Origin of the sequence: Pseudomonas sp. St316 (assembly GCF_018325905.1) — a bacterium.
In the GTDB taxonomy this organism is placed as follows: domain Bacteria; phylum Pseudomonadota; class Gammaproteobacteria; order Pseudomonadales; family Pseudomonadaceae; genus Aquipseudomonas.
This window is the reverse complement of sequence record NZ_AP021901.1, coordinates 2,464,133-2,487,442: the sequence shown is the minus strand read 5'-3', so window position 1 is coordinate 2,487,442 and position 23,310 is coordinate 2,464,133. Positions and strand designations below refer to the sequence as shown.

General features: G+C 58.6%; 24 protein-coding genes. 17 read left to right on the top strand and 7 right to left on the bottom strand.

Going from position 1 to position 23,310, the window contains the following annotated elements; translation table 11 throughout:
• Window positions 1-33 precede the first annotated feature (33 nt).
• The 10 genes from KI237_RS11315 to KI237_RS30940 all read left to right on the top strand — a co-directional run bounded on the left by KI237_RS11315 (window position 34) and on the right by KI237_RS30940 (window position 10,215).
• Window positions 34-2,442 carry a phospholipid carrier-dependent glycosyltransferase gene (locus KI237_RS11315; protein WP_249410720.1) on the top strand — a complete coding sequence of 803 codons (2,409 nt, stop codon included), beginning with the start codon at window positions 34-36 and terminating at the stop codon, window positions 2,440-2,442.
• Window positions 2,443-2,454: 12 nt separating this feature from the next.
• Complete coding sequence (locus KI237_RS11310) at window positions 2,455-3,477, top strand: glycosyltransferase family 2 protein (protein WP_212799873.1); 1,023 nt, start codon at window positions 2,455-2,457, stop codon at window positions 3,475-3,477.
• Window positions 3,478-3,551: 74 nt separating this feature from the next.
• On the top strand, window positions 3,552-4,256 hold the full coding sequence (locus tag KI237_RS11305; RefSeq protein ID WP_249410719.1) for a class I SAM-dependent methyltransferase: 705 nt from the start codon (window positions 3,552-3,554) through the stop codon (window positions 4,254-4,256).
• The gene (locus KI237_RS11300; protein WP_212799871.1) at window positions 4,253-4,660 is read left to right on the top strand and encodes a GtrA family protein; all 408 of its coding nucleotides are present in this window, start codon (window positions 4,253-4,255) and stop codon (window positions 4,658-4,660) included. The genes KI237_RS11305 and KI237_RS11300 overlap by 4 nt, the downstream gene beginning before the upstream one ends.
• Before the next feature lie 2 nt (window positions 4,661-4,662).
• The gene (locus tag KI237_RS11295) at window positions 4,663-5,943 is read left to right on the top strand and encodes an NAD-dependent epimerase/dehydratase family protein (RefSeq protein WP_212799870.1); all 1,281 of its coding nucleotides are present in this window, start codon (window positions 4,663-4,665) and stop codon (window positions 5,941-5,943) included.
• Complete coding sequence (locus tag KI237_RS11290) at window positions 5,933-7,519, top strand: FAD-dependent oxidoreductase (protein ID WP_212799869.1); 1,587 nt, start codon at window positions 5,933-5,935, stop codon at window positions 7,517-7,519. The genes KI237_RS11295 and KI237_RS11290 overlap by 11 nt, the downstream gene beginning before the upstream one ends.
• Entirely contained in the window at window positions 7,516-8,625 is a 1,110-nt protein-coding gene (wecB, locus tag KI237_RS11285) for a non-hydrolyzing UDP-N-acetylglucosamine 2-epimerase (protein ID WP_212799868.1), read from the top strand. Before KI237_RS11290 ends, wecB begins: the two co-directional genes overlap by 4 nt.
• Window positions 8,616-9,722, top strand: coding sequence for a glycosyltransferase family protein (locus KI237_RS11280; protein WP_212799867.1), 1,107 nt, complete (start codon window positions 8,616-8,618; stop codon window positions 9,720-9,722). The genes wecB and KI237_RS11280 overlap by 10 nt, the downstream gene beginning before the upstream one ends.
• Before the next feature lie 60 nt (window positions 9,723-9,782).
• Window positions 9,783-10,046, top strand: coding sequence for a hypothetical protein (locus KI237_RS11275; protein ID WP_212799866.1), 264 nt, complete (start codon window positions 9,783-9,785; stop codon window positions 10,044-10,046).
• Between the two features lie 82 nt (window positions 10,047-10,128).
• Window positions 10,129-10,215, top strand: a complete 87-nt coding sequence (locus tag KI237_RS30940; protein ID WP_442087941.1) for a small membrane protein YohP — start codon at window positions 10,129-10,131, stop codon at window positions 10,213-10,215.
• A gap of 157 nt (window positions 10,216-10,372) precedes the next feature.
• Here the strand turns inward: KI237_RS30940 and KI237_RS11270 are convergent, their stop codons facing one another.
• The gene (locus KI237_RS11270) at window positions 10,373-10,603 is read right to left on the bottom strand and encodes a type II toxin-antitoxin system ParD family antitoxin (RefSeq protein ID WP_024617907.1); all 231 of its coding nucleotides are present in this window, start codon (window positions 10,601-10,603) and stop codon (window positions 10,373-10,375) included.
• 123 nt (window positions 10,604-10,726) lie between these two features.
• Here KI237_RS11270 and KI237_RS11265 point away from each other — a divergent pair, with 123 nt between their 5' ends.
• Entirely contained in the window at window positions 10,727-12,748 is a 2,022-nt protein-coding gene (locus tag KI237_RS11265) for a DKNYY domain-containing protein (protein ID WP_212799865.1), read from the top strand.
• A 77-nt stretch (window positions 12,749-12,825) separates the two neighbouring features.
• Here the strand turns inward: KI237_RS11265 and KI237_RS11260 are convergent, their stop codons facing one another.
• Together KI237_RS11260 and KI237_RS11255 are read right to left on the bottom strand one after the other, a co-directional pair.
• Window positions 12,826-13,503 (bottom strand): type 1 glutamine amidotransferase domain-containing protein, encoded by a 678-nt coding sequence (locus KI237_RS11260; RefSeq protein ID WP_212799864.1) that lies wholly within the window; start codon window positions 13,501-13,503, stop codon window positions 12,826-12,828.
• A gap of 77 nt (window positions 13,504-13,580) precedes the next feature.
• Entirely contained in the window at window positions 13,581-14,015 is a 435-nt protein-coding gene (locus KI237_RS11255; protein ID WP_212799863.1) for a winged helix-turn-helix transcriptional regulator, read from the bottom strand.
• 314 nt (window positions 14,016-14,329) lie between these two features.
• Here KI237_RS11255 and KI237_RS11250 point away from each other — a divergent pair, with 314 nt between their 5' ends.
• The 4 genes from KI237_RS11250 (at window position 14,330) to KI237_RS11235 (ending at window position 16,885) form a co-directional block, all read left to right on the top strand.
• Complete coding sequence (locus KI237_RS11250) at window positions 14,330-15,133, top strand: SDR family NAD(P)-dependent oxidoreductase (RefSeq protein ID WP_212799862.1); 804 nt, start codon at window positions 14,330-14,332, stop codon at window positions 15,131-15,133.
• Window positions 15,134-15,166: 33 nt separating this feature from the next.
• Window positions 15,167-15,463, top strand: a complete 297-nt coding sequence (locus KI237_RS11245) for a YciI family protein (RefSeq protein ID WP_212799861.1) — start codon at window positions 15,167-15,169, stop codon at window positions 15,461-15,463.
• Window positions 15,464-15,565: 102 nt separating this feature from the next.
• A complete protein-coding gene (locus KI237_RS11240) occupies window positions 15,566-16,378 on the top strand; it encodes an SDR family NAD(P)-dependent oxidoreductase (protein WP_212799860.1) in 813 nt (270 codons plus the stop codon).
• Between the two features lie 93 nt (window positions 16,379-16,471).
• Window positions 16,472-16,885: a nuclear transport factor 2 family protein gene (locus KI237_RS11235; protein ID WP_212799859.1), complete on the top strand. Its 414-nt coding sequence runs from the start codon at window positions 16,472-16,474 to the stop codon at window positions 16,883-16,885.
• Between the two features lie 259 nt (window positions 16,886-17,144).
• On the opposite strand, the gene KI237_RS11230 is transcribed toward KI237_RS11235, so the two are convergent.
• Together KI237_RS11230 and KI237_RS11225 are read right to left on the bottom strand one after the other, a co-directional pair.
• The gene (locus KI237_RS11230) at window positions 17,145-17,909 is read right to left on the bottom strand and encodes a creatininase (protein ID WP_212799858.1); all 765 of its coding nucleotides are present in this window, start codon (window positions 17,907-17,909) and stop codon (window positions 17,145-17,147) included.
• Between the two features lie 61 nt (window positions 17,910-17,970).
• On the bottom strand, window positions 17,971-18,522 hold the full coding sequence (locus KI237_RS11225) for a VOC family protein (RefSeq protein ID WP_212799857.1): 552 nt from the start codon (window positions 18,520-18,522) through the stop codon (window positions 17,971-17,973).
• 246 nt (window positions 18,523-18,768) lie between these two features.
• Between KI237_RS11225 and KI237_RS11220 the strand changes: the two genes are divergently transcribed.
• Together KI237_RS11220 and KI237_RS11215 are read left to right on the top strand one after the other, a co-directional pair.
• A complete protein-coding gene (locus KI237_RS11220) occupies window positions 18,769-19,419 on the top strand; it encodes an FMN-dependent NADH-azoreductase (RefSeq protein WP_212799856.1) in 651 nt (216 codons plus the stop codon).
• A gap of 13 nt (window positions 19,420-19,432) precedes the next feature.
• On the top strand, window positions 19,433-20,767 hold the full coding sequence (locus KI237_RS11215; RefSeq protein ID WP_212799855.1) for an amidase family protein: 1,335 nt from the start codon (window positions 19,433-19,435) through the stop codon (window positions 20,765-20,767).
• Between the two features lie 45 nt (window positions 20,768-20,812).
• Here KI237_RS11215 and KI237_RS11210 read toward each other — a convergent pair whose 3' ends face one another.
• Entirely contained in the window at window positions 20,813-22,231 is a 1,419-nt protein-coding gene (locus KI237_RS11210) for an APC family permease (RefSeq protein ID WP_212799854.1), read from the bottom strand.
• 168 nt (window positions 22,232-22,399) lie between these two features.
• The gene (locus KI237_RS11205) at window positions 22,400-23,302 is read right to left on the bottom strand and encodes a LysR substrate-binding domain-containing protein (protein ID WP_212799853.1); all 903 of its coding nucleotides are present in this window, start codon (window positions 23,300-23,302) and stop codon (window positions 22,400-22,402) included.
• Window positions 23,303-23,310: the final 8 nt, after the last annotated feature.

Sequence of the window (23,310 nt, the reverse complement as noted above, 5' to 3'; positions counted from 1 at the left end):
GGCACCGAGGTGCTGAACAGCCGAGACGATATTTTGCCCAGATTCAGCCTGAAATACGCAGTGGTGTTGTTGGTTTTACTGGCGAGTGCGGTGGTCGGCGCATACGGTTTTTCGACGCTTGAACTGGTGTCCATGAACAGCGGCACCTGGACGATATTGCTGTCCCTGACAGGCCTGGCCGCCCTCACCGTCTTCACTGGCAAGCCGCCGATCGTTCTTTGCCTGGGTTTGCTGGCGTGCCTGTCCATTGCCTGCGCCCAGATTTGGCCGGTGATGGTCGTCGCGGTGTTCGCACTGTCTTCGACCGTGCTCGGCAGGTGGATGCTCAGGCAGGACGCCCTGGCCGACTGGAGCGTCCACCTGCTGGTGGGAGCCGGTACGTTCGGCACACTGACAGGCCTGGCGGCCTACTGGCCGATCAACTACCCCTGGCTGTATGCCGCGCTGCTGTTGTTGCCGCTGGTACTAGGGCGTAGACACGTCACCTTGATAGGCCGTGAACTGTTGCGGCAAATCCGCGCCAGCCGCTCAGCGCAAACACCCCTCCAGACGGGGCTCGACGTATTGATCTGCAGCTTTGCCTGCCTCTATGTGTTGGTCGCCTTCATGCCGGAGGTCGGGCATGACGCGTTGGCCATGCACCTCTTTGTTCCGTCACACCTGGCCCAACAGCATCAATGGAAGTTCGATGCAACCACCTATGTGTGGGCGGTCATGCCCATGCTGGCCGACTGGATCTACAGCATTGTCTATATGCTGGCCGGTGAAACAGCCTCGCGCCTGAGCAACAGTGCATTCACCTTGTTGCTGGCGTGGCAAATCCGCAACATGACCCTCTGGGCCGGGGGCTCTGCCACCAGCGCCCGCTGGGCCAGCCTGATCTTTGTGTCGACCCCCCTCGCCTTCGCTGAAAGCAGCAGCCTGCACATAGAATCGGCGTGGACCGCGTTCATGATGGCCGGAACGCTGGCGATCCTGAAGGTCTCAAGCTTCACGCCGGAGCCCAGGGAGCGCCTGTCGCAACTGGTCCTGGCCGGCCTCCTGCTGGGCTTCGCCATGGCGACCAAGGCGGTGACCCTGAGCGTACTGCCGGTCTTGCTGGTGATCCTCTTGCTGCACTACAAGGCCTGGGCCGTCCAAGGGATCGTCAAGACGCTCCTGCTGGGCAGTGTCGCCCTGATACTGGCCGGTGCTACCCCTTATGTCTCTGCCGGGTACTTGACCGGCAACCCCGTGTTCCCGTTTTTCAATGCCATTTTCCATTCGCCGCTCTGGCCGAATATCAACTTCGAACCACCGGCCACTTTCGGTACCGGGATGACCTGGGACACCCTTTATCGAATGGTCTTCAAGTCACCTCAGTTCATCGAAGGGCGGGTTGGCGCGGCAGGCTTTCAATGGCTATTGCTGCCCACCGCCGGCGTCGCGGCGCTGTTGAGCGGCAACAGAAAAGCCCTGTGCATCCTCCTGGTCGGCGCCGGCGCGATGTTCATGACATTCCACTCAACCGCCTACCTGCGTTATGTGTTCCCCTCCTTCGCGCTGTTCTCAGTGATCCTGGCCCTGCCTTTTTCCGACGCCAGGATCTTCCCGCGCAGCCTCGCCATCGTGGCCGGCGCCGTGTTGATCCTGACCAATACCCGCTTCATCCAGGCCGCGACTTACTATGGCGAAATAAGATTCTCTGCACTGTTGAGCACGGCAGCTCGGGATGCCTATCTGGTGGAACGCCTGCCCATTCGAAAAATGGTCGACGCCGTCAACGCCTTGAATACCGGGCATCAGCCCGTGGCGGTCTTTGCGTCGCCCCTGATGGCGGGTTTGCATGGCGATGCCCTTTACGCGTCGTGGTACAACCTGAAGTGGAAAAGCGAATTCGACGCGGCGACCTCGCCACCGGAGCTTGCCCAACGCTTGCGCCAGCGCCAGGTGAGCTGGCTGGTAATCGACCTCAAGTCCGTTCCCCAGGCGCGACTGGACCTACTGCTCAATGTGTCCACGTCGTATGCCAGACTGGGTGACGTGGAGCTGCGCAAGCTCAATGACACGCACTACGAACACCTGCTCAACCCAGAACTGTCCAGCCTCGAAGGCTGGAGCCTGACGTCACCCGCGACTTATGACGCGGCGCGCAAGATCCTGACCGTCAGTGTCAAGACACCGGCAACCCAGCGTGTCGACGTGACGCCGGGGCAGACGTACACCAACAGCGTCTCGGCACGCTGCGCAACGACAGCCACGACCGGAAGAATCCAGGCCAATTGGATGGACGAACAAGGCGACTTCATTACCACCAGCATCGAGACGTTTGACTGCACCACGCAATGGGAGACCCATGAGATGAACGTCGTTGCCCCTGCCAATGCCACGTCCGTGATCATTTATGCATCCGGGCATACCGACACTCCCCTGGCGTTCAAGTCACTTTCATTCAGGCAATAGTGGGCGATATCGATGAACTCAAAAACAGCGCTTTTCACGGACGAGCAACGCGTCGCCGTCGTCATCCCCAGCTATCGGGTCACCGCTCATATAGGCGCCGTCATAGCGGCCATAGGGCCGGAGGTCTGGCGCATCTATGTCATCGACGACGCCTGTCCGGACGGCTCAGGCGGGCATGTCCTGGCCTCCTGTAACGACCCCCGGGTCAAGGTGCTGCCCCATGACGTCAACAAAGGCGTGGGCGGTGCGGTCATGACCGGCTATCGAGCCGCTCTCGACGACGGCGCGAGTATCATCGTCAAAGTCGATGGGGACGGCCAGATGGACCCCACCCTGATCCCGCTGTTCATCGAACCGATCCTGGCGGGCGAAGCCGACTACACCAAGGGCAATCGGTTTTTCGATCTGGAAGAAGTCCAATCGATGCCGCGCATTCGCCTGTTCGGCAACGCCGTGTTGTCGCTGATGGCGAAACTGTCGACCGGTTATTGGGATCTGTTCGACCCCACCAACGGCTACACGGCGATCCACCGCGACGTCGCCCGGCTGTTACCCCTGGACAAGGTCAGCCAACGCTACTTTTTCGAGACCGACATTCTGTTCCGCCTGAATACCGTGCGCGCCGTCGTGGTGGATATTGCGATGCAAGCCCGATACGGCGATGAGGTCAGTCACCTCAAGATCTCGAAAATCGTGGGGGAATTCCTGTTCAAACACCTGCGCAATTTCACCAAGCGCGTGCTCTACAACTATTACCTGCGCGACATGTCCCTGGCCTCGATCGAGCTGCCGATCGGGATTCTCATGTTCTTGTTCGGCACCCTTTTCGGCAGTTATCACTGGTATGAATCGGCGCAGAATGGCATCGCGACGCCAGCCGGAACCGTGATGCTCAGCGCACTGCCCATGCTCATGGGGTTGCAACTGATCATGGCGTTCCTCGGTTATGACATCGCTTCCGTACCCAGCAGGCCACGGCAATCCAGGCGTGGTAGAGCAACCTCTTTACGGGAAGAAAACTCATTAAAGCGCTGAGAGATTTTTTATCGGACCCGTCGCTCAAGGCATTGGATGTCGATGGCAGCGAACGCCTGGAGCTTCACGGCAAAGTGCTTGAACGCAAGCGAATGCTTCGGGAAGTCTTCGTAGAGTTTCACCATGCGTTTCATCGCCTGGCGGACCGCTATTTCAAGGTCGAAGGTCTTGAGGTGGAGTTGGGGGCGGGCATCGCGCCCATGCGCAATTCGTACCCTGATGTATTGGCGACGGACATTGTCGCGACCGAGAAACTGGACATGGCGCTCAATGCCGAGGCAATGAGCCTGGACGATCACTCGGTCAGGGCGTTTTATGGCCAGAACTGTTTTCACCACTTCCCTCATCCCGATCGGTTCTTCACAGAGCTGGAAAGAACACTCAAGACCGGCGGCGGCGCCATTTTGATCGAACCCTTCCACGGCCCCTTTGCCGCTTTTCTTTACAAGCGCCTGTTCAAGTCCGAAGGCTTCGACATGCACTTCCCGTCTTGGGAAACCCCCACGACCGGGCCCATGAACGGGGCCAACCAGGCCCTCAGCTACATCGTCTTCGTTCGCGACAGACAGGCGTTCGAGCGCAAGCACCCGGGCCTGGAAATCGTCCACCAGGAAATCTGCGGCAATTATCTGCGCTACCTGATTTCCGGTGGCTTGAACTTTCGTCAGTTGCTGCCCGACGCACTGATTCCCGTGCTCAAGGTCGTGGAAAAACTGTTGTATCCGTTGAGACGGGTATTGGCGCTGCACCACATCGTGGTCATCCGGAGGAAGTCTTGACCTTTATCAGGTACGGCACCATCCAACTCGTGGCCTATGCGCTGGACATGGGGACCTTTTTGCTGTTGATGGCCTTGTTCAACGATCAACCCGTCCTGGCCAACATCGCGGGTAAAGGCGTAGCCGGTGTGTTCGCGTTTTTTTTGCACCGGCACTTCACGTTCCAGTCGACGGGGGGCAGCAGCAAGGTTCAAGCGGTGCGCTATTTCTCGTTGCTTGCCATCAATATTCCGCTCGCTTCGGCGCTGTTCAGCGTGGGGCTGTATTTCGTCAACAGTCCTGCCCCGGTGAAATTCGTCAGCGACGTGGTCTGCGTGGCCCTGACCTACTGGATCAGCAAACTGTTCGTGTTTCATTCAGATACGCGCCCGCCTGTTCCCGCTGACCCCGCCGAAGGCGCATGACGATGAAGCTACTGATTACCGGCGCGACAGGCTACATCGGACAACGTTTGTCAGCGCTCGCGGCGGCAAGCGGACACGAGGTCATGTGCGCCACGCGCCAGCCGTGCCCCGCCACCTATGCCTGGCTCCCTTATGACCTGCGGGGCCCGGCGCCCGAGTGCCCGACGGGCACCCAGGTGTTGATCCATTTGGCGGCCGACACATCGACAGCAGCCCTCGGCGCAGACGACGAAGTCAAGGCGGCCCAGGCGCTGATCCAGTGTGCCCAACAAGGCTCGGCCAGGTTCATCTTCATCTCCAGTCAAACCGCCGAGGCCACGGCCCCTGGCGTGTATGGCCGGACAAAGTGGCGTATCGAACAGCACGTGCTGGCCGCCGGGGGCACCGTGATCCGTCCCGGCCAAGTGTATGGCGGCCCCGAACGCGGGCTCTTTGGCCTGTTGTCAGGGCTGGTGCGCCGAAGCCCGTTCATTCCGATCCTGATGCCGGCGCCTGGCGTGCAACCCATTCATGTCGACGACTTGGCAACCTCGATATTAGCGGTCGTCGAGCGCAACGACATTCATGCCGAGATACTCAATCTGGGCGCCGTACAGCCGATTGCCTTTGATCGCTTCCTGATGTCGATCGCCGCGCACCGGGTGCGTGCCGCTCGTCTGCCCGTCCCTCTGCCGGTGGCCTTGCTCAGGCTATTGCGCCTGTCACTCGGACAATCCTTGAGCGCTAAATTGGGCCTGGAGCGAATTTTTTCCCTCATCCACCTGCCGCCCATGGACAGCGAACGCTCCCTGCAAAAACTCGGCATCCAGTTGCGCCCGCTTGCCCACGGCATGCATCGCTCCGGCCATGGGCAACGTCGAGGACTTCTGCAAGAAGCCGCAATCCTCTTGAACTACCTGCTCAAACGCCCGCCGCAAAGAAGCCTGGTCAGTCGTTACGCCAGGGCATTGGAACGTGCGGGTAAAACCCGAGCCATCCTTCATTCACGCTGGATGATGCGCTGGCCGATACTCCTGGCGCTTCTGGACAATCCCGGTGTCCTGCACAAGCCCGACGGCCAGGAACTGTCCTGGCGCCTGCAGGTTGCACTCGGTATTGCCGAAGCCAGCCCCCAGGGGGCGCAGGTGTTTCTCGGCGCCCAACAGCCTCGCCGCCTCGTCGCCACGCTGGTTGCGCTGGGTCTTACCTCGGTCAAAGCGCTGGCGTGGAAGATAGCGGCGCTGATAGGCCGCCCCTTTGCCCGCCAGTTGTTGCTTGGAAGTGAAGCCCACCGTGAAGCCTGAATTTGATGTGATCATTGTCGGCAGCGGCCCGGCCGGGACTTCGGCAGCCTACCCGCTGGTCAAGGCGGGCCTGAAAGTCCTGATGGTCGATGCCCAGGCCGATACAGGCTCGGCGACGCCGCCGACGCGTCCATTTCTCAGCGCCAGGGCAAACGATGAGCATCAATGGAAATGGATGCTCGGCGCAAACTTCCACGCTTTGAACCAGCTGGACGCGGTATCGCCCAAGCTGAAGACGCCGACCCACGCCCATGTTTTCGAAGGGTTCAGCGCCCGCAATCGCATCGAGACCGACAACTTTATCGGCATCGGCTCACTGGCAACCGGAGGCCTGTCCAATGCCTGGGGCTGCGGCGTGGCAACGCTCGGGGCCAGCGACTTTGCCGGGCTGCCCATCGATTTCTCCGAAATGCAGGCGTCCTATGAAACGGTATCTCGCCGGATTGGTATCAGTGGCCGGGCCGACGACGACCTCTCAAGCTACTTCGGTCTCGATCAATGGTCGCAACCGCCTCTGCCGTTGGACGCACTGCACCAGCGCCTGCTCGATCAGTACACCCGGCGCCAATCGGCGTTTCCCGAGCTGGGGTTTCGCCTTGGCCGCTCCAGGGTAGCCGTCTTGAGCCAGCCTCTGGACGAGCGCAAGGCCTGCGACCTGTCTGGAAACTGCTTGTGGGGCTGTCAGAACCAGGCCTTGTATAGCGCCTCGCAAGAGCTGCAAAAACTCAAGCAATACCCAGGGTTCCAGCACGTCCAGGACTTTCTCGTGGAGGAACTGCAGAAACTGGACGGTGCATGGGCGATCACCGATCGCCGCTCCGCCCGACGCTTCTGCGCCACGCGCCTGCTGCTGGCGGCGGGGACCCTGGCCACGACCCGGCTCGCCCTCAAGGGCCTGAACCATTCGGCCCCGCTCCCGCTGTTGTCATCACCGACGGCCGCCTTCCTGCTGTGGCTGCCAAAAATGCTCGCAACCCCCAGGGTGTCGACATTCGGCCTGGGCCAGCTATCGTTCGCCCTGGCGCTGACGGCCAGGACCAGCGCTTTCGGTTCGACATTCAGTACCACAGGCTTGCCGATGACCGAGTTTGTCAACCGGATCCCCATGAGCAAACGCTACAGCATCGAACTGCTGAAAAACCTGCTCAGCGCTTGCCTCGTCGGGAACATCTTCCTTCCCGGGCACCTGTCCAACAACACCGCGGTCTTGCGCCCTGACGGCTCATTGCGCATCAACGGCCACGTGCATCCCGAGCTCCCCGGGCTCATGAAAACTGTCGAGGCAACGCTGCGCCGGGTCTATTGGAAAATGGGCGCGCTGTTGATGCCCATGAGCTTCACCATCGGCAGGCCGGGGGCGGATATCCATTATGCGGGGACCCTGCCCATGCACTCGACGCCCAGGATCGGGCAGACCGATCACCTTGGCGAAGTCGCCGGCCTTGGCGGCGTGCATATTGTCGACGGCGCCTGCCTGCCCAGCCTTACCGAGAAATCCCACACGCTGACGCTCATGGCCAACGCGGACCGGATAGCCCGCTCACTCGTCACAACGATAGGACATCACCAGGCATGACCCGCAAGGTACTCTGCATCGTCGGTACGCGTCCGGAGGCCATCAAAATGGCCCCCGTGATCAAGGCGCTCCAGGCCCAAGACACTATCGTTTGTCGGGTACTGGCCACCGCCCAGCACCGAGGCTTGCTGGACCAGGTGCTCGAAGGCTTCGCAATCACCGCCGACCTGGACCTGGACATCATGCGCCCCAACCAGTCATTGGCGGCGCTGACCTCACGCTTGCTGCTTGGGCTCGACGGCGTACTGCAAGCCGAGAAACCGGATGTCGTGCTGGCTCAAGGCGACACGACCACGGTCATGAGTGCGGCACTGGCGTGTTTCTACCGGCACATTCCCTTTGGCCATGTCGAAGCGGGCCTGCGTACTGGGGATCTCGGTAATCCGTTCCCCGAAGAAGCCAACCGGGTGATCGCCGGCAAGCTGACCCGCTGGCATTTCGCGCCCACCCAGCAGGCCGTGGACAACTTGCTGCGCGAGGGTGTCGCCACCAGCGATATCACCCTGACCGGCAATACCGTGATCGATGCCTTGCTGATGACTGCCGCACAAGACTGCGCCTTGGCTATCCCACTGGACGCCGGCAAACGCCTGGTGCTGGTGACCGCCCATCGCCGGGAAAACTTCGGCGAACCGTTCCAGAATATCTGCCAGGCATTCAAGCACCTGGCCGAGCGCAACCCGGACATCCAGATCCTCTATCCTGTCCATCCCAACCCGAACGTCAAGGATGTCGTGCATCAACTGCTCGGCCAGACTCCGAACATCATCCTCTGCGCGCCGCTGGATTACGCGCCGTTCATCGCGGCAATGAAGCGCTCGTACCTGATCATCAGTGACTCCGGGGGCATACAGGAAGAAGCCCCGGCCCTGGGCAAACCGGTGCTGGTTCTGCGGGAGGAAACCGAACGCCCGGAGGCGGTCGACCTCGGCGTGGTCAAGCTGGTCGGCGCCAACCGGGACACCATCGTCGAAGCAGCACAGCGGCTGCTCGATGACCCACAGGCTTATCAGGACATGGCACGAGGGGGTTCCCCCTATGGCGACGGCAAGGCCGCCGCGCGCATCGTCGACGTTTTAAGGCAGCACTTCCAGCCATGCGCATGATCTACCTGTCCCCGGTGCCATGGGCCAGCTTCAGCCAACGCCCACATCACTTCGTCAACTGGTATCACAACCAGACCGGGGCGCCGGTACTCTGGATCGATCCGTACCCGACGCGCTTACCCACGCTGAACGATTTCAGGCGCAAGCCGCCTGTTGCCGACCAGCAAAGCGTCGCCGTTGCACCTTGGTTGCAGGTCTGCAAACCCCGGAGCTTACCCATCGAGCCCATTCCGGGCTCGGCCATGCTCCTCAAGCGATTGTGGCGCAACCTGTTCAAAGAGGCTGCGGCATTTTCCGCAGAAGGGCCTTGCATGATCTGTGTCGGAAAACCTTCCGAACTGGCCCTGCAACTGCTGGCCTTCATCCCTGCAAGCCATGCCGTCTACGATGCCATGGATGATTTCCCGGCCTTTTATCAGGGCCTGTCACGCAGGTCCATGGAGCGCCGCCAGGCACAGCTCATTCGACAAGTCGGCAAAGTACTGGCGTCCTCCAACCCCCTTCGCGACAAACTACTGGGCACAACCGACCCGGTAGAACTGGTCCTCAATGCCTGTGACATGCACGCACTGGCGCCAGTCGAAAGCCTGGATTTCGGTGCCAAGCAACAGGTACTCGGCTACGTTGGCACGCTGGGGCGTTGGTTCGATTGGGAGTTGGTCATCGCGCTGGCGCAGGCCAATTCTGGAAACCGCATCCGGCTGATCGGCCCCCTCTTCACACCGCCGCCTTGCGTATTGCCCGACAACATCGAGCTGCTCGCCGAATGCTCCCACGCCAGTGCAATCGCCGCCATGGCAACGTTTTCGGTGGGCTTGATCCCGTTCAAGCTCAACCGCCTGACCGCTTCGGTCGACCCGATCAAATACTACGAGTACCGCGCCCTCGGCCTGCCCGTCATCTCCACCCGCTTCGGCGAAATGGCCCTGCGCGACCAGGAGCCTGGCGTCTGGATCGTGGATGAAGTCGCCGACTTGCGCAAAACCGCCGTGGAAGCGCTCGCCAGTCAAAGTGATTGTGCGACTGTTCATCAATTTCGTGAGGCGCACCTTTGGGCGCGCCGTTTTTCTGCGTTAAATCTCAAAAACGTCAAGTAACGGCCGATACCCAGGATAAGACCCCGCGACTGGGGTGCAGGACAGAACGGTAGGTCAGTCATGACAGAGATTTATTTGCTGATAGCGCACGCAACGGATCAGGGCGAAGCTTACGTTCTGGGCTGGTTCGATGACCGGAGCAAAGCCCGGGAAGTGGCCGAGCAGAAAGAATGGGAAGCCTACCGCGCCAGCCTGAAGACGAAGCACCCATGGTCGAGCCACAAACCGCTGGCACCGGACCAGACGGACTATCGCCGCTACTGGATCAAGACCATTGCAAAATTCGAGCATGTATCGGTGCCGAGGTCCTTTGCGGTTCATTGATCACCCCGCATGAATATTCAACGAAACGAGCGTTATCGGTAGTGGTCTAGACGATTAAGCCCATCCGAATGAGAGCGTTTTTATGTTGAAATTCCTTGGCGGTACCGTAGGCATCATTTTCCTGATTGGCCTGATCGTGGTGATTGCGCTGTTCAAGTTCATTTTCTGAGCGTGGCGGCGTAGACCATTGGCTTGGTGTTCCATTTTCCAGACGTAAAAAAGCCCAATCTTTACAGATTGGGCTACGTTACGTACCGGGAGATACCCGATGCCGGATGACGACTGATGTGCGTATAGGCGCGCAATGACGAGTTTCGCCTTCATCCTTACCCCTTGCGAACCTTGGCCCGTAGAGATTCGAAGTAGTCGCCATTCACAGGAGCAGTGGGAGCCGACTCTGCCCCGGCCAGTACCAGGCCGCGCAGGTGCTGCCGATCCTGATCCTTGCGAATCAGCTCCCGCACATATTCGCTACTGGTGCTGTAGCCTCGCAGGCTAACCTGATCATCTATGAACGATTTGAGAGCGTCCGGCAGGGAGATGTTCATAGTACTCATGACTTCGCCTATTTTTGACAAAATTTGCCAAGGTATACACCCTGAGCCTGCTTCGCCAGGGGCCGAGCTCGGTGCAAAACTTGTAGACCTTGGCTAACCATCAGACGCTCAAGACGCAATAACATGACAGACATAGAGACGGCTATTGCTGACTGGGAGCCGCTGCAGCTTGAATGGCATCAAGGCTTCGCGTTCATGGACGGTGTGCTGCTGGGCGATGGGCAAGTGCCTGATGTGTACATCATGCTCAACCCCGAAGGTGCATACCCCGGCGCGATAGCACAGTCTGCCAGCGCTGGGCATTATCCGCCCTCGCCCTTGCTGGCCGGTCAGCCGGTTTGGCGACATCGACGCAACCCTTGGGTCTTGCGCGACATGCTGCGCGATTACTACCTGCTTCCAGCCTACCGGGAGCGCCATGGCTACCACGCGCTGCAGGCCCTGCCGTTTCGCTTCGACAGCGACCTGGAAAGCCTCGGCCACCAGTACTGGCGTGACGCAACGGGCGCCTATTGGTTCGGTGACTACGCGATCAGCCAAATCCCGCAAGCACGACCCGACAGCCTGGCCTTGTTGCCAGCCTCGCCTTCCTCGGTGACTTCAGCGTCTGCCCTGTTCAGCGATGGTGTGCATCTCTTTCTGCAAGGGCAATTTATCGCCCGCGCCACGACGCGGGTGCGGTACTGCAACCACCCGTCCTATCGAGTGATCGACGGTCAGGTCTACAAGGGCTTCAAGCCCCTGCACCAGAAAGACGGCACGCCGCTGCCGATCGCCAACCCGGACGACTTCCAGATGCTCGCCCATCGCTGGGGCACCGACGGGCAGTCGATCATCGTGCAAGCACAGCAAGGTTCGAGCATTTCATATGAATATTTCTATCGCATCGACAATGCCGATCTGGCGACCTTCACCGTGCTTAACGAACGCTATGCCAAAGACCAACACCGCGCCTATTACCTGACCGGCAAGAGCATTCGCTACGTTGGCGATTTCCACCTGCTCAACAGCTGGCAGCCCGAGTTTGATGAGTGCGGCCGCGTGGTCAGCGCCAGCGAACACGAGGATGACTATTTTGCCGTGGACGACACGTTCGTCTACGCCGCCGGAACCCGCTTGCGTGATGCCCATGGTCCGAGTTTTCGCCACTTGGGGTTCGAGTATTACCGTGATCATCAGCACGTCTACAGGCGCCAGAAGCGCCTTGACGTCGACGTAGAAAGCTTCGTAGTGACCCAGCTCTATCGCAATGACCAGGATTACTCGCCCGTGCTGGTCGGTGACAAGCACGGCCCGCTGGGCTCTGGCGGCATCATCGATGCGGCCATGCAAGAGACATGGGCTCCCTACTTCAAGGCCCATCCACAGTTGAAGGACTATTGGTGGCACCGCCTGCAGGCCCTGCCTGAAGCATCGCAAACGCCAGCAGAAACACTGCCCTTACGGGCCATCGGTCTCGGTTTCGAGCTGGGCCGCCAGGTGTATTTCCATGGTCGCGTGATCAACGGGCTGGACGCGGCGAGTTTCAAACTGCTGGACACGCACCTGTGCGGTGATGCCCAGGGCTTGTATCTGATCCCGTTCCATAACGCCCAATCCGCGGTACCTGAACGGTTTTCCCGGGAGCCAGCGGAGCACTTCCGCTCACTGGGCGCGCCCTACCTGACTGACGGTAAGACCGTGTTCTGTCACCGGATTTTTTACCAACCCCCGGAGCCGATTCGCAAGGCGCAAGCGGCCACGTTCGAGTCCTGCGGACATGGTTGGGCCAAGGATCGGGATGCGGTGTATTACTACGGCGAGGCAAAAAAACGACTACACCCCTCCGATACCCGCATTCTCGGCACCTATGCCATCAGCCCTACCCTGATTCTCTCGGAAGGCAAGCCGCTGGATGTGGCATTCGACCCTGATGAAGTCCGCGTGCCCCATCCCGACTTCCTGCAACTGGGCACGCGTAAGTTGTTCTGCCACCGACGCCCGCTGAGCGCCAAGCGGATCGACCTGGCAACCCTCCAATTCCTCAATGACCGCTACGCCCGTGACCAACATCGAATCTATCACTACGACGGTTATGCAACCTTGACCGAAGTCGACGAAGCGCATTATCGCGAATCCCTCGGCCAGCCGGCGGCGAACGCCTAGAACTGCGTTACAACTGTAACCCCTGCCGTGTCGAACCGATCAACGTTCATGAGCGCATCGATGGCCGGGCTCTGAATTTAATTCAGTTGGGCGATGAGGGCTTTAGCTACGGCCTCAGAGCTGGCAGGGTTCTGGCCCGTAATCAACTTGCCATCTTCGACCACGAACGGTGCCCAGTCCGGCCCTTTCTCGTAGAGCCCACCCAGGCGCTGGAACTCATCCTCGATCAGAAACGGCACGACATCGGTCAGTTCTACCGCCGCTTCCTCACCGTTTGTGAAACCCGTGACTCGGCGTCCTTTGATGAGCGGCGCGCCGTCAGCAGACTTGACATGTCGCAATGCGCCAGGAGCGTGGCAAACGAAGCCAATGGGTTTACCGGCGCGCTCAAAGGCTTCGATCAGACCGATAGAGGTCTTTGATTCAGCAAGATCCCACAGCGGGCCATGACCACCTGGGTAGAACACAGTATCAAAATCTTCCTCGCTAACCGTGTCGAGCTTGACGGTCGTTGCCAAGGCCTTCTGTGCAGCAGGGTCAGCATTGAACCGGTGGGTCATCTCGGTTTGGAAATCGGGTAGCTCACTCTTAGGATCCAGAGGTGGCTGACCACCTGCTGGCGAGGCCAGAACCACCTCGGCGCCGGCATCTTTGAAAACGAAGTAAGGGGCAGCAAACTCTTCAAGCCAAAAGCCTGTTTTCAAGCCGGTGTTACCCAGTTGATCGTGAGACGTCAGAACCATCAATACTTTCATTTCATATCCCTCATTGCTGCGGTTTAGCCCTTGGCGACACGGTCTGCCTCAAGCATTCATGAACGTCACTAACGGCTTCAAGGCACAATCATTTGAATTGCACGCGTGCCGATCTCTGCCCCGGTTTGCGCGTCGATCACGACCGGTTTTACGTCAGTTCCCTTCTCAGCATCTTTAAACCAAATCAGGTCGCCGTCTCCGCGATGCTTTCTACCCCATGCGGCGATGGCAAAGAGCACAGGCCAGTAGTCGCGCCCGGCCTGCGTCAGCACGTACTCATCACGCGGCGGACGCTCGGAGTACCGGCGCTTTTCGAGCAGCTTCTCTTCCGTCAGCATTTCAAGCCGTTTGGTCAGCATGGTCGGGGCAATGCCGAGGCTCTTCTTGAATTGATCGAAGCGCGTCAATCCTGAGTTCGCATCGCGCAAAATCAACATCGACCAGGTATCGCCCAGCACCGCAAGGCTCCGTGCGATTGGGCAGATGCCTGGAGGAGAATCTTTAAGGCTCATATCACTTCCGCATCCACTTAATACCGAAAAGATACTAACACCTGCATCATGGTTAGTCCACGCGAGCACGTGCAGATGCCCTGGCGCATGGACGTGATTTCGTAGAGCACCTGCTCCATTGATGGACTCTCTCGAGTAAATATCATTTGAGTATTGACTTAGTACTTAAACAGTACCAACATGCACTCAACGTCTAGCCCAGTGCCGCCTCCTTCGAAGGCGTCATGAGGCAAAAGGCTCTGATCAACGACCCCTTGCAGACGTGTGCAGCTTTAGCCATCTCCAAAAATTTCCATGTCCCAGAGAACCTATCAATGAAAAAGACAGTTTTAATCACAGGCGCCTCCTCAGGCTTCGGGCTGCTGCTCGCCAACAGCTTGCATAAGCAAGGTTTCGAGGTCATCGGTACCAGCCGCGAGCCTGAAAAACATGCAGGCAAGGTTCCGTTCAAACTGCTGCGCCTGGACATCGGCGACGACACTTCCATCAGCGCCTTTACCGACGAGCTGTTTCGCAACATCAAACAATTGGATGTGCTGGTGAATAACGCCGGCTACATGGTGACGGGCTTAGCAGAAGAAACGCCTGTCGAATTGGGCAGGCAGCAGTTTGAAACCAATTTCTGGGGGACGGTCAAAGTAACCAATGCCCTGCTGCCTCGTATGCGGGCGCAGAAGCACGGAAAAATCATCACCGTCAGTTCTATCGTCGCCCTGATCGGCCCGCCGAATCTGTCGTACTACACAGCCTCAAAACATGCGGTACAAGGCTACTTCAAGTCTCTGCGCTTCGAGCTCGATCAATTCAATATTCAAGTCAGCATGGTTGAGCCGGTATGGTTCAAGACCAACCTTGCTCACAACGCCGTGACTCAAACAAACGGCCGAATAGCGGACTACAACGCATACCGCAAGCAGGCAGACGCTGCGACACAAAAGGGGATTGATGGGGCAGAGGCGCCAGACGCTGTGATCAACACCATCACCCAGCTCATTGAGACCAAAAAGCCGAAGTTCAGCAATCCGGTTGGAAAGATGACCGGCATGATCCTCTTCCTGCAGAGCTACCTCCCGAAGATGTTTGAAGGCTCGATTCTGAAGAGCGTTAAAACAGCTTGAGCCAAGCACTCACAAACTGCCAAAGGAACCGCCATGAAATATTACCTGTGCAAGTTCGTCCCGCCCCGCGCAAATTTTCTGACCACCCTGTCCGCTGATGAGAAGACATGGATGACACAACATGGCGCCTATATGAACGGACTGCTTGCCAAAGGCCTGATCGTGGCCCACGGGCCGGTGATCGACGATGGCGGCGGATACGGTGTTTCGCTGTACCAAATCGCCGACGATGAAGATATCGCCTCTTTTACATCGCAAGATCCCATCGTGAAAAACGGCGTAGGTCATTACGAACACTTCAAGATGCTCAGCTTGACCGCGCGCGGCTAACCGCTTTCCTGCATGCAGCCGAAGATCTCGACTTGCGATGCATATTTTCAATGTCTACAGCCGGCTACAGAGCCGCTGGACATTCACCAGGGTAATTTCGATATGACTACCACTCTGATTACCGGTGCCTCCAGCGGCATCGGTGCTGTCTACGCGCGCCGTTTCGCAGCTCGCGGCCATAATCTCGTACTCGTCGCCCGTGCCACCGATCGTCTCAATGTTCTGGCTGATCAACTTCGCGAGCAGCATGGCGTGGCGGTCGAGGTTCTCACGGCCGATCTGACCGATGCCGTTCAACTCGGCAAGGTCGCCGAGCGCCTGCGCACGCAGCCGACCATCGACATTCTCGTCAACAACGCAGGGGCAGGCTTGAACAGCAGCTTTGAGCAGGCTAGCGCCACAGACATGAACAAGCTGCTGCAATTGAACGTTCAGGCCCCCACGATGCTTGCATCGGCGGCCATCGGCGAAATGATCAAACGCGGTAGCGGCTCCATCATCAACATCGCGTCGGTATTGGCGCTTCTGCCTGAGTATTCGCCAGGCATTTATGCTGCCACTAAATCCTATGTACTCACGTTCTCGCAAAGTCTGGCCGCCGAAGTCAACGCCAAAGGCGTGTACATCCAGGCAGTTTTGCCAGCAGCGACACGCACCGAAATTTACGAGCGGTCTGGCGCAGACATCAGCAAGGTGCCCGACGTGATGGAGGTCGAGGACCTTGTCGATGCGGCGTTGGTAGGTTTTGACCGCAAAGAACTCGTGACGATTCCGCCAGTACCGGAGGCGTCCGCTTGGGAGGCGTTCGAGCAAGCACGTGGGGCTCTTGCCCAGGGCTTCTCGATGCTGAGCCCGCCGCGCGTTATCGGGCCTGATTGCCGACGACCGGGATCTACAGGCTCGCACAAAGGCTAAGAGATGGGCAAACGACAGGCGCAGGAACCGCCTCTAACGTGACGCCGTCAGGTGCCAATGTTGTTTATCCCACTTTTGACATGAGGATTGTCCATGACCAATACAACCACAAATACAGTGAATGCCGCTCGCGATAAGACCAGCCTTGATGAATGGCACCGCATTGTCACGAACCTCGACTGGGACGCCTTGCCAAACCTGCTGGCTGATGATGTGACCTATCACAACCCTGCCCAGCTTGAGCCACTGCGTGGTAAAGACGCCTTTGTCGGGACCTTGAGGCTCGTGTTTGGAGTCTTCGAAGATTTTGAATACACCAGAAGTTTCACGGGTGATGAAGGCCACGTGTTGGAGTTTCGTGGCAGGGTCTGCGACGTCCCATTCACCGGCATCGACATCGTTCGCTTTGATGACGAGGGAAAGATAATTGATCTGGTCGTCATGATCCGGCCGGTTGGAGCCATCATGAAGCTAGGGGAAGAAATTGGTCGCCGGATGGCGAGCTAAGGATTTCGGCACGGCCCCGGAGGTGGCACGCGAAATCCGGGTCCGAACACCTCTGCGCCAATTCTAGATTTCAAGCTCAGAGGCGTACTTTTCTGCCGTGAAAACCATGCCCGGCTTTTTTAACAGAACACGGGTCGGCCACATGGATGCTGGGTAATCGACCCGGTAATCTGGCACTCATCGTGATCGGCCCCGATACGATCTATCTGCATCTAATTTTGTGAATAAAAAAGCTCGACGAGCTTCCTGACTATTAGTCTTATTTAAACCATTCAAACCGTATCGCCGCCGCAATCCCGTCAGTAACATCGGTTACCAACATTTGACCGATCTCTGAGGTCGAACCTTTCGCCGAAGATAAAACACCACTCTCGGGAACCCACTCGACTCGTGTCGGGTACATGTCGTACACAGGAAACTCGGCTGGACCGTGACTGGGGATCTTGTCCAATGCCACCATGTCCGGATGGTAATGCAGCATCATTGATGTCTCGATGACCGCTGCGTGCTCCAGGGCGATTCCCGGAAAGCCATCGGGAAATATTCGGTCCAGGGTCGTTGTCTTAACAAATTCCCAGTGCTCCAGGCGCATCACTTCAAGCCTGCCCTCCTTACCGATATCACGCAGCGCCAGTTCAATACCCTCGGTAGCGAACCACTGGTTCTCGTAATGACCGATAACCACCACCAAGCGTTTAACGCCATGGCGATGAAACTCCCTAACCGCATCGCGGATCATGGCCATGAGTGTCGCACCGTCAACGCTGGTGGTGCCGCAGAAGTGCTGGCCACCTCCGCATTTGGGCTGGGATTTATAGCCATAGGATAGTGCTGGAGCGACGATGCCATTGATGTTGCGGGCGACATCTTCACTAATCGCACTGGCCAGCAGTGCGTCCGTCCCTAGGGGCAGGTGAGGGCCATGTTGCTCCGTCGCGCCACAGGGCAGAAACACCACCGCGCCCTCCTCGACCCTGCGTTGATAGTCAACCCAGCTCATGTTGTCCATGCGCACGTTGTTCATGGCGAAATCTCCATCGGATACGGGTAATTCGGCACACCCGCAGGTGCGCCGGGCACGGCTATCAGGCGCGTGGTGGATACCACTCGTCCGGCTCTGGGTATTCCCAGTCATCCGGGAATGCATAGGTTTCAAACACAGTGGTGGTGTCAGCTTCGGTGCCGAAGAACGCGAAGTGATTGCGGCCCAGCCACGACCCGGACTGCACACACTTGAAACCCCGGCGTTCGAGTTCGGCTAGGCGGTCCTCGAACGGAATATTGTTGCAGTCGTAGGCAACGTGTTGAATGCCCTCGCCGTGTTTTTCGAGAAAGTCAGCGAAGATGGTCGGTCCGGAAACCGGCTCCATCAATTCCCAGACCATATTGCCGCTCTGCGCGAAGCAGACCTTGAGCACGAACTCTGCTGGCTGGCCGTGGTAGGTCTGGTTTTCAGTGTTTGCAGGGCTGAAGGTGTAGACGCGCCACGGACCAATACCCAGCTTCAGCAGGCCATCCATGGTGCGCTTGTGGTCGGCCGTGACAATAGCTATTTCGACGACGTTGCCCAAAAAAGGATCGACCTCGGCTCCGGCGGTGAGTGCATTGAGCACGTTGTTCTGTAACAGGCTGGACATGGGAAACCTCAATGTCAGATAAGAAGCCTGACCATTAAAACCACTGCTTGAACACAGCGAAATAGAGCATTTCTCAAGCCGGGTTGAGAAAAACCATGCACCTCACATAGACCGATACAACCCGTCCCTCGGTTGAGTTTTACTTCACCCTAGGAAAAAAATGCTCGAATGTGTCCCCCTCGCCGGCCATGGCCCAATGGGCTTGTGCACGGGCACTGATGCCTGCTGCCTCACGAGGAACAGATCATGACCACTCTTTTGCACATAGATGCCAGCGCCCGAGGCGAGCGGTCGCTGAGCCGCAAACTGTCCGCAGGCTTCATCCAGTCCTGGATCGCTGCTGAGGTGAGCGCTGAGGTGATTGTCCGCGATGTCGGTACCCATCCACCGCCCTTCGTGACCGAGGACTGGATAAGGGCGGTGTTCACGCCAGTGGAGCAACTCAGCACAGAACAGTCCGCCCGAATCCGGCTCTCCGACACCCTGATCGACGAAATTGAACGGGCTGACGTCATTGTCATCGGCAGCCCCATGTACAACTATGGAATGCCTGCTGCACTGAAATCCTGGTTCGATCAGGTCATAAGGATTGGCAAGACGTTCACCTTTGATCTGGCTCGTGGAGACTTTCCTCTGGAGCCGATCATGAGCGGTAAGACCTTGGTGATACTGAGTTCGCGTGGAGAGTTCGGGTTTGGTATCGGAGGCGTCCGCGAGACGATGAACCATCTGGAAACCCATATTCAAACCTGCGCCCACTACCTTGGCGTGGAACAGACCCATGTCATTACCATCGACTACCAAGAGTTTGCCGATGCGCGCCATGAGGCTTCCATAGCTGAGGCATTCGAGGCTATTGAGCAACTGGTCATGGACTTGACGTCTTGCGATGCGTGAGCACGGGGGCAATATGAAAAACCTTACCGATACCTTGCACGACCTGCACGCAGGCCGTGTCAGCGCCACACAGTTAGTGCAGTTGGCGTTGATCCAGGCTAAAGAAGCAGGCGCGACGTTTATCTCGTTGCTGGAAGCTTCGGCATTGGAACAGGCACATCAAACCGATCTTCGGCGCCTGCATAGACAGCCTTTGAGTCCTTTCGACGGGGTTCCGATCGCTGTCAAAGACCTGTTCGATGTCAAAGGCAGCGTTACCACCGCCGGATCGCTCATGCGCTCGGCCATCGCCCCGGCAACCAAAGACGCGGCCGTTATCCAAAACCTTCGGCGCTTGGGGATGATCGTGATCGGCAAAACCAACCTCAGCGAGTTTGCCTATTCCGGACTGGGGCTTAACCCCGGTTTCGGCACGCCGGTTGCGCAGTCTGACAGCGCCTACGTGCGAGCACCCGGAGGCTCCTCATCAGGTTCGGCGATTGCCGTACAGCGCGGGATTGTCACCGCCGCATTAGGCACGGACACCGCGGGATCGATTCGCGTGCCCGCCGCGTTCAACGGGCTGGCAGGGTTCAAATCTTCGACCGCACGGTATGACTTGCGCGGCGTCCACCCGTTGGCGGTGACCCTCGACAGCCTTGGGCCGATTGCCAGGACAGTCGAGGATTGCCGGTTGCTTGATAGCGCGATGCGCGGCTGTTTGCCGACGCAGGCAAAGCCGGTCGCTCTGGATGAACATTGCTTCGTGGTCGACAGCGAGGTGCTGAACGATTCGAAAATCCAATCCGCAGTCGCCGCCAATCTTCGGCTTTTCGTCGATCAGTTGAAGCAACGAGGTGCGCAGGTGGAATGGCGAAGCGTGAACACGGTCCGACGCACGCGTGCGCTGATATCCACCTCAGGTTGGCTCGGCGCGATAGAAGCCTGGGCCCTGCTGCACACGGTCGTAGAAGACGCAGATGCTGGTCGGATGGACCCTCGCGTCAGATCCAGACTGCTAAAGGCCAAGGACATCTCGATCCACACGCATAGCTTGTTGCGGGACGCGCGGCGAAGGCTGCAAGGAGAGATGGCGCAGGAGTTGGGTGACAGGATTCTGCTGTTGCCGACGGTGCTACATGTTGCACCGGCGTTGGCAGCGCTTGAGGCGGACGACGATGTGTTTGCCCAGGTAAACCTCGACACCCTGGCAATCACCATGGTGGGCAGCCTGCTCGACATGCCGGGTGTGGCCATGCCTTCGGGCATCGATGAATCTGGACTGCCGACCTCTGTGCTGTTCTCTAGCCTGACCGGCCAGGATGATCGCCTGCTCGATATCTGCTGCGCAATCGAACAGGCGCTCTGAGTATATCTGCGCGTCATCCCGATGGCGCGCAGATCAATTTCTACATTAAGACTTCAACGGTAACGCGGTGCGACGTGGCCGGGCCTGCACCACGATCAGCAGCACACCGGAGATCAGCGTCAGGCCGCCCAGATACCACGCGGTGTATTGATCTTCGGGTGAGACCGGGTTGGCGCCGGCGGTGTAACCGATGTAACCCAATACCAGGATCGCCAGCATCGCTGGCACGCTGAGCAAGAAGGCAAGCGTCGGCGGCCTCTTCTTCCAGGTCATGGCGATGAATGCGCCGATGGCCGCCATGTACGACATCACCAACGTGATGGTGACCACGTCGTAATACCAGACGATTTTGTCCAAAGGCTTCCACCACAGCAACCCGATGGCGACCATCGAAACGATAACGTTGGCAAGCCATGGCGACTTCGCAGCGTTGACCGCGCTCAAGGCATGCGGCAGGCGCCCTTCTTCGCTCATCCGATACAACGTACGCGCAGCGGCGCTGGACGATATCTGCAAACCTGCGCACGCCGAGGTGATGACAACGAACAACGCGATCCACGCCATGGAATGCGGTAGGTAAACATTGGCTACGGCCGCAATCGGCCCCCCATTGCCGTCCTCGACAATGGCCGCAAGCTTGTCCACCGGGACCGCGAATTGCCAGCCAATCGCCGCCACGCTGTAGATCACGAACGCTGCCGTGAGCACCAGCAACAAGGAACGTTGCACGGTACGCACGGGAACCCGCGCCTCTTCGATGTAATTGATGGCAGAGTCGAAGTTCGCCAGCATCCACACGCCGAACAACACGCCGGGGCCGATGGCAGACCAACCTCCCGCGCCCTCAAGTGAATACATCGAGAGCACCGAGAGATCCGAAACCTGCGGGTTGATCCAGCCCAGCAAGCCCAGCCCCGCTACCACGGTGATTTCAAACACCAGCAGCACGCTCGCGACTTTGGTCGTCATGCCCACGCCCCTGCAGGAAATCGCCAGGAACAACAGCACCAGCCCACTGCCTATGCATTTGGCAATGAAAGCACCCGCCAGTGACGGGAACAGCGCCTGAACGTATTCAGTACCGATCACCGCGCACATCGGCGTCACTGCCATGCACGCCACCGCGTAGGCCCAGCCCAGCACACTGCCGACATGGGGGTGCAGGAAGCGACTGGTAAAGGTGAAGATGCCACCGGCGGAAGGCGCATGCCGAGTCAGTGAGACCATGCACAGCGCCATCACCAGCATGGGGAAAAAGTACGCGATGAGAATCGCCAATGGCGCCTGATGGCCCGAGATCGAATACAGGATCGACATCGACGAGGCTGCGATCCAGCCTGGGGCATTGAAACCCAGTGCCGAAAACGTCACATCCCGGGTGGTCAAGGTGCCCTTGTTGAGGGCGGTGTTCAACTCACGGATCGTGCCATCACGGTCGTAATCTATCAGCTGCGAAAGGTTCATGTTTCGAGACTCTGATTCTGCGCAAAGAGGGAGTGTTACGCCCACGGCAAGGCCGCACACGCACAGTTTTTTATGGTCCAGCTCAGCAGTACGGTACGAATGCCGAAAACGGCGCCGTCGAGAAATCAAATCGTCGAGTCAGGCTCGGTGATTATTGTTTTGGTGGCGTCAATGGGCGTGACTGCTCTGCTCCAGTGCCTCCTGTCTGAGCCAGTCGATAAAGCGCCGGACGCTGCGCTTGTGGGTGGAACGTTCGATCAGCCGGTAGGCGAATCCTGGAAGTGACGGTCCCTCGATCCTGCGCATTTGCCCGCTGCGCAGTTCCTCGTCGATCAACACATCGCTGCACAGCAACGGCCCCAGTCCACGCCTGGCGGCGTGCAGTGCCAGGGTCTCGTCGCTGTACCAGGAAATCCGGAAATCCTTGTCGCTGCCTCGATGATGGCCCTGCAGCCAGGCTGACCAACTGGGCGCAACCATCGCAGGGCTGTTCCATTTGTAAGCCAGCAATGGTCGCTGGTAAAAGTCGTCAATGGTGCTGCCCTGTGCGCTGCCGAACAGCCCTTGATCGGCGACGGCGATGTAACAGTCTTCCAGTACGATGGCATCGGGTTCGCCGCGGTCCCTGGGCCCGTAACGAATGGCCAGGTCATAGCCTTCGGCACTCAGGTCCTCGACTTTTTCCGAGCCGTGCAGGTGCACCATCAGGTCTGGAAACAGATCATTGAATTTGCCCAAGCGCGGCACCAGCCAGCGCTCGGCAAATGCCCGGGTGGTCGACAGGTGGATGGCCTGGGCGTCCCCTGGCCCTGTGACCAGCGAAAAGGCTTCGGCGATCTGATCGAACCCCTGTCGCAGCGAGGGGTATAAAGCGTTCCCTACCGTGGTCAGCACCACCACCCGGCCCTGACGTTCGAACAGCTTGTGGCCGATGCATGCCTCCAGTTGCCGAACCTGATGACTGATCGCTGTCACCGTGACCGACAATTCGGCGGCAGCGAGGGTAAAACTCTGGTGCCGCGCTGCAGACTCGAAGGCGCGGATGGAGTTGAGTGCAGGTAAATGGCGCATGATTAGGG